Source organism: Verrucomicrobiota bacterium (assembly GCA_034440155.1).
GTDB lineage: Bacteria > Verrucomicrobiota > Verrucomicrobiia > JAWXBN01 > JAWXBN01 > JAWXBN01.
Genome location: JAWXBN010000116.1, coordinates 22,358 through 29,481 on the forward strand (window position 1 = coordinate 22,358; position 7,124 = coordinate 29,481).

6 protein-coding genes are annotated in these 7,124 nt (G+C 48.9%); 3 read left to right on the forward strand and 3 right to left on the reverse strand.

Annotated features, from left to right (window positions below):
• Positions 1-4: 4 nt before the first annotated feature.
• A complete protein-coding gene (locus SGI98_11965) occupies positions 5-205 on the reverse strand; it encodes a hypothetical protein (GenBank protein ID MDZ4744116.1) in 201 nt (66 codons plus the stop codon).
• A gap of 97 nt (positions 206-302) precedes the next feature.
• On the opposite strand from SGI98_11965, the gene SGI98_11970 reads away from it, so the two are divergent.
• The gene (locus tag SGI98_11970) at positions 303-920 is read left to right on the forward strand and encodes a DUF1287 domain-containing protein (protein ID MDZ4744117.1); all 618 of its coding nucleotides are present in this window, start codon (positions 303-305) and stop codon (positions 918-920) included.
• 74 nt (positions 921-994) lie between these two features.
• Here SGI98_11970 and SGI98_11975 read toward each other — a convergent pair whose 3' ends face one another.
• Together SGI98_11975 and SGI98_11980 are read right to left on the reverse strand one after the other, a co-directional pair.
• Entirely contained in the window at positions 995-1,243 is a 249-nt protein-coding gene (locus tag SGI98_11975; protein ID MDZ4744118.1) for a hypothetical protein, read from the reverse strand.
• A gap of 92 nt (positions 1,244-1,335) precedes the next feature.
• Positions 1,336-2,580 carry an LL-diaminopimelate aminotransferase gene (locus SGI98_11980; protein MDZ4744119.1) on the reverse strand — a complete coding sequence of 415 codons (1,245 nt, stop codon included), beginning with the start codon at positions 2,578-2,580 and terminating at the stop codon, positions 1,336-1,338.
• 41 nt (positions 2,581-2,621) lie between these two features.
• Between SGI98_11980 and panC the strand changes: the two genes are divergently transcribed.
• Together panC and SGI98_11990 are read left to right on the forward strand one after the other, a co-directional pair.
• Positions 2,622-3,458, forward strand: a complete 837-nt coding sequence (gene panC / locus SGI98_11985; GenBank protein ID MDZ4744120.1) for a pantoate--beta-alanine ligase — start codon at positions 2,622-2,624, stop codon at positions 3,456-3,458.
• Between the two features lie 256 nt (positions 3,459-3,714).
• Positions 3,715-7,124 (forward strand): autotransporter-associated beta strand repeat-containing protein (locus SGI98_11990; protein ID MDZ4744121.1); only part of this gene is annotated, 3,410 nt, incomplete at its 3' end.

Here is a 7,124-nt window from a genome sequence, read left to right on the forward strand (position 1 = left end):
AATGCTAGAAATCAGCATGGAGGAAGAAGCAGCCGATTAACCTCGTCGGAGCAAATCCGTCGAGGACAAAATACTCGATCACAGATTCCGGGATATACCCGAGCCATTCCAATCCCCAAATAGCGACATTCAAAACCACAAGTAAAACATTGGCCCATGGCTGGTAAGGATAAAGTACATTTACCCTGTAAGGAATCAGGATCATCGCCTTTGATAGAACCCATTCTTATCGCCCTTGTCAAAAAGTCTCTTTTAGATCGTAACAAGGGGAAACTTCATTCGCAAAGTCTTGTTTTTAAATCATGAGTAAGCCGATACATCCCTACACCCTCCTCATCACGGGGACACTCCTGTTTTTGACATTCCCCTTTACCCCTTCATTACCAGCGCAATCCCGGACTGAGCCACCGGTCTCCCTTGTGATTTGTGCTCGGGAACAAATCGGGAAGACCACGAGTTATGATCCGGCTTACCGGTCTTTGGATTATCCAAATGGTGATGTCCCACTTGCTGGCGGAGTCTGCACAGATGTCGTCATCCGCGCCTTGAGATCAGCCCTGGGTATCGACCTGCAAAAAGAGATTCATAAAGACATGAAAAAATATTTTTCTGAATACCCGAAAATCTGGGGTCTCAAACGTCCTGACAAAAATATCGACCATCGGCGTGTGCCAAATCTCCAAACCTACTTTAAACGTAAAGGCTGGTCACTCCCTCTCACTAAGAATCCAAAAGATTATCAGCCCGGCGATCTAGTCACCTGCACTGTCCCTCCCCACCTCCCCCATATCATGATCGTCAGTGATCGGATGAATCGGGCCAGTATCCCCCTCGTCATCCATAATATCGGGTCCGGCACTCAAGAAGAAGACCGGCTCTTTGAGTTTGTCATTACCGGTCACTATTCGATCCCGCAATAAACATCAGCTCCGCTTTAAAAAAAGAAGCTTTAGTCCAATACCGCACTGTGAAGTGACGCAGAGGAAGACAAAAACTACTCTTCAAGATGATCAAACTCGAAGTATTGTTTAATCATGAACCATTGGTTCGAGTCATCATCGAGGACAAGGTCGTCGTAGCTGAGGGATTTATCGACGAGAAAATAGCCGATTTCAGCTGGGGTGTAAGGTCCCAAAACCATTCGATTTGCCATACAGAAAAACTTCTTTTCAGCAGGGGCATAGAGTCCTAAGGGATCTCTCCCCCGGACCTTTAATCTCGCGGATGATGGTGTCTCACTCATAACTGGCAATATAATCCTACTTTTAAGCAAATTGCCCGTGGAGTCAACCACGGGCAATTCCAGCAAACGAATAAAGAGGATGAAAATGTACCTTAAAACTCGAAACTGACATCCGCCAATCGGCTTTCGATCTCGGCGATGACTGCTTTCTCAGCCTCCTCACCTTTGGCAGCGAAAGTCACACTGAAACGCAAATGTGAACCCGCATCATCCCAAGGAACGGTGGAGATGAGTTTCTCCATGATCAGGTACTGGGAGACTTCCTCGGCATTTTTGAATTCCGTGCGTTTACCCCCAATAACAGCCGCTGTCGGTGATTTTAAATAAAGGAAAAATGAACCCTGGGGTTTCTTGGCGTTTAATCCTTTTTTCTGGAGACAAGCCACGAGCATATCCATGCGGCGAGAATATTTCTCCGCAATTTGCTCGGTAATCTGAGGATGATCAAAACAATAGGCGGATGCGTGTTGGATCGCCAGGAATTGACCACTATCACTATTATCCTTCACGTCACCATAAGCTTTCACGAGGAGTTCATTCCCCACGACAAATCCGCAACGCCAACCGGTCATATTAAATGTTTTGCTCGTCGAGTGGAGCTCTATCCCGACATCCTTTGCCCCGGGAATGGAGAGGAAACTCAAGGGTTTACCATCAAAAACCAGCGCGGCATAAGCGGCATCATGGATCACGATAATATGATGTTCCTTCGCAAACGCGACGACCTCGGTGAAAAACTCTTTTGTCGCCGAAGCTCCTGTCGGGTTATTCGGATAATTGATCACCATGACCTTTGCCTTGGCTAATTTCTCGGCAGGAATCGCGCTCAGGTCCGGCAGGTAATGATTCTCCGCTGTCAGGGGCATGTTATACACCTCACCCCCATAATATTTCGAGTGGGTCCCGAAAACCGGATAACCTGGTGTAGTCATCAGGACGACATCCCCGGGATTAATAAAACAAGCGGGCAAAATGCTCAAGGCCGCCTTACTCCCGATGGAGTGCATGACCTCTGTCTCCGGATTGATCCCCGGTACACCACAGACTTTATCCATATAACGGGCCGCGGCTTGTTTCAGGACAGCATCCCCGTTGTCGGCATAACCACGGTTCTCCGGCTTTAAAGCCGATTGGTGCAGCTCGGATATCACTTCCGGAAAAGCCATTTCATCGGGTTCACCGACCCCCATATCGATCAATGCCATCCCCGGCGTGGCATCCATCGCCGCCCGTTTGGCGCGTTTGATCTTTTCAAATTTATAAATCGCTGTGGATTTCCCATACATTTTTCCGCCGATGCGTTCGGCAAAAAGATTTTGGATATAACTCTCAGACATACGTTTTGCTTTTATTGGTGTTTTTTGTTGTGGTTATGGCCGTGCAAATTATTCGACTCCCGCAAAAAATGCAAAGAAAAGCTTTAGCAATTCGTAAAGCCGGAAAAACGATTGCTTTTGTGCCCACTATGGGAGCCCTGCATGAAGGCCACTTGAGCCTGATCGATCTCGCCCGCAAAAAAGCTGATTATGTCGTGGTCAGTATCTACGTGAACCCCACCCAATTCGGGCCGAAGGAAGATTTTTCCCGTTATCCCCGCCCCTTCAAGACCGACGCAGCCCTGTGCAAATTGCGCGGGACGGACATTATTTTTAATCCCGATAACCTCTACGCCCCGGATTCCTCGACTTGGATTAATGAAGAAACCCTTTCGACCGGACTCTGTGGGGGCGCCCGACCCGGCCATTTCCGGGGTGTGACCACGGTCGTGGGGAAACTCTTTAACCTCGTCCTGCCCCACGTCGCAGTCTTTGGCCAGAAAGACGCCCAACAAGTCGCGGTGATCGAACGTATGGTGCGTGACCTTGATTTCCCCCTAAAAATCATCCGCGCCCCCATCACCCGCGAACCCGACGGTCTCGCGATGAGTTCAAGGAATATTTATCTCTCCCCCGACGAACGCCAGAAGGCCGTGATCCTGTCCCAAACCCTCAAAACGGCTAAACAAATGGCCCGTGATGGCAAAAACCCCAAACAAATTGCGCAAACCATCGGTAAAATGATCGCGCAATTTGCTCCAGACGCCCGGATCGATTACATCGAGCTCCGACACTCTCAAAGCCTTATTCCCCTGAAGCAAATTGTGCCGCGAAAAACCCTCGTGGCCTTAGCCGTCTATTTTGGAAAAACGCGTTTGATTGATAATGCGGTGATTTGACTCTTTTGACCTCCTGATTATCATTCAAAATCGCGGACATGAAAGTGCACTACTTTTATGAACCCTATTTTCGGGGAAAATTAGAGGTTTTACATAAAAACTACCGCTTATCGATTATTTACTACCGTTCGTCGAAATTTTCTATCGCTATTTCATTAGGACTTTATATTAAGAAAAATAAGATTTTGTCCCAAACTTATTGTTTTCATTCCCTTTTTTTCGAGCGCTCGTGAAAAGTTTTTATTCCCTTATTTTTGTGTTTTCATTTTTTACGTTATCAAACGTATCAAATGCCCAGAGTGAATGGATTTATAACGGGAGTAGTAACTGGGGTACGGCAGCAAACTGGAATCCCGCAGCGATCCCCCAATCAAATACACCGGTTCTTTTCGGAACCAATATCACCTCAAATGCAACGGTCGATCTGGAAGGCAATACCTACGATGCCCAGAGTCTATCATTCAGTAATGCCAATATCTACACACTGACCAATGGCACGATCAATTTATTTTCTAATGGCATTTCATTCTCCCAAAATGGCGGGGGAAACGTGCAAATAGCCGCGGCAATCAACCTCCAATCAAACGCTACATTTACAGGAATAGGTACGGGCATCGTGAGTTTTAACGGCTCCCTCACTGAGAGTGGCAGTCGTTCACTCACTAAAACGGGTACTTCGACCATGCTGATGAATGGAAGTAACAGTTATTCCGGTGGCACCATTCTTTCCGCCGGCACCTTGGGAGCTGGGAATGGCTCTTCATTTGGAACTGGATTTCTCCGGTTAAACGGAGGGACCTTGAGAGCTGACGGGGGCAACCGCACCCTTTCTAACAGTCTAGAGATCACTGCAAATTCCATCATCGCCGGCACCAATCAAATCACATTCACCAGCAATGTGACCCAGTCCACAGGCAGCCGTACATTGACCGTGTCGAATACCGCATTGACCCTTTTTAATGGCAATACATTGACCTTAGCGGAGAATAATCAAACCCGCACCCTTTCCATCAGCGTCGCGGGAACCAGTGGAGGAGTCGTCATTTCAAATCAAATCGTCAACGGCACAGGGACAGGAGCCGATGGACTCAGCTCGATCGGAGCAGGCCGTTTATCTCTTTTCGGGAGTAATACCTTCACCGGCACAATGACTGTCTCGGCAGGCACACTCGGGGTCGGTCATGACCGAGCCCTTGGCGCAGGCGTTGTCTCCCTAGGTACGGCCACCTTGCGGGCCGAAGGCGGCGACCGACTGATCGGCAATGCGCTCACTCTGGCGGGGACCACTACCTTTGGGGCTGCCGGATTCACTAATGGTTTTACATTCACCAACACATCGACCCTCACCGGAAGCAGGATATTATCTGTATTTTCTAATACCATTGTCATCTTTTCAAATACCATTGGCCAATCCTCAGCAGGACTAAGATTGACCAAATCCGGAGTTGGCACCTTGAGATTACTCAGTTCAAACAGCTACTCCGGCGGCACGATCCTCTCCCAAGGGACATTAGGATTTGGACTTGCCAGTGCCATCGGCACGGGGACACTCACATTAAACGGGGGCATCCTCCTTCCCGAAGCAAACAACATGCTCATTACTAACGCTTTGAATATTAACAACAGCTCTGTTATTAGTGGAAATAGTAATATTACTTTCTCCGGTAATGTCTTCCATCAAACCGGCAACCGCGCTCTCACGATTTCGAATACCGGCACAACGATTTTTAATGGCAATACCATGCTTCTTGCGGAAAACAACCAGACACGCACCCTGACCATCAATGTCGCCACCGGCGCGGGGTTAGTCACTATCTCGAACTCCATCCAAAACGGAACAGGAACCGGAGCCGACGGTCTGGTAAAATCCGGAGCAGGCACACTTTTACTTTACGGAAGTAATACTTATTCAGGAGGCACGACTCTCACCGCCGGCCTTTTAGGACTGGGAAATGCAAATGCCATAGGAAGCGGCACACTCACCTTGAATGCAGGCATTTTACGCGCGGACATGAATAATTTGACCCTGACAAACTCCGTAAATATCAATAACAGCTCGATTATTAATGGAAATAGTAATATTACTTTCTCCGGTAATGTCCTCCATCAAACCGGCAACCGCACCCTCACCATTTCGAATACCGGCACAACGATTTTTAATGGAACAAATTTTGTGCTGGCTGAGGCCAATCAAGCCCGCACCCTGACTATCAATGTCGCCACCGGCGCGGGGTTAGTCACTATCTCGAACTCCATCCAAAACGGAACAGGAACCGGGGCAGACGGCCTGATCAAATCCGGAGCAGGGACTCTCTCCCTCTCGGGCAGCAACACATTTACCGGCACTCTCACACACAGTGCCGGTACTCTAGGGCTCGGGAGTGATCTGGCCGCAGGAGCGGGCACTCTGTCCCTTGGGACAGCCACTGTCCGAGCAGAAGGGGCAGACCGGACTATCGGAAATGCCGTGACTCTAGCGGGGACCACTACCTTTGGTGCTGAGGGTTTTACTAATGGACTTACCTTTACTAATCTGGCGACACTGACTGCCAGCAGGACCCTATCTGTATTCTCTAATACTGTAGTGACCTTCTCGAATAGAATCACCCAGTCCGCCGCAGGATTTAGCCTGACTAAATCCGGGGCGGGCACCCTGCGATTGTTGAATTCAAATAGTTATTCTGGTGGCACCATTCTTTCCCAAGGAGTCTTGGGAGTCGGACACTCAAATGCCCTCGGAGCCGGAGCTCTCACATTCAACACGGGCAATTTGCGCGCGGAAGTCAATAATCTGACACTCACTAATGCTGTGAATATCAATGCCTCCTCTGTCATTTCCGGCAATAGTAACATTGTATTTTCCGGCAATGTCCTCCACCAGACAGGTAACCGCACTTTGACTATTTCAAATACTGGGACCACACTCTTTAACGGCACAAATCTCGTCCTGGCCGAAGCCAACCAAACGCGTAATTTAACCCTGGATGTCGCCACCGGGGCCGGCAATGTTACCATTTCTAATAATATCCAAAACGGGACAGGCACAGGAGCCGACGGACTGATCAAAACCGGGAATGGCAATTTGCTGCTGATGTCGAGTAACGCTTATACGGGAGGCACCATCTTGACTGCCGGCACCCTCGGTGTGGGACACAGTAACTCTCTCGGAACCGGTGCTCTCACATTCAACGGGGGCAATTTGCGCACGGAAGTCAATAACCTTGTCCTGACCAATGCGATCACTCTGAGTAATTCATCCGCCATCACCGGCACTAATAACCTGATCCTTTCCGGAAATGTCCAGCAACAAGCAGGTAACCGCACTTTAACCATTTCAAATACCGGGACCACACTCTTTAACGGCACAAATTTCGTCCTAGCCGAAGCCAACCAGACCCGTAATCTAACCGTCAATGTCGCCAGCGGTGCAGGACAGGTGACAATCTCTAATACAATACAAGACGGGACGGGCTCCGGAGCCGATGGGTTGATCAAAACAGGGGGAGGAACTCTCGTCCTCGGTGGATCATCCAGTAATACTTTTACCGGCGCGACTGCTGTCAATGGAGGAACTCTTGTATTGGCAAAATCCGACAACACCCCTGCCATCAGTACAAACCTGACCATTTCTAATGCCACAGTCCGCCTCAACGCCCACCAACAAAT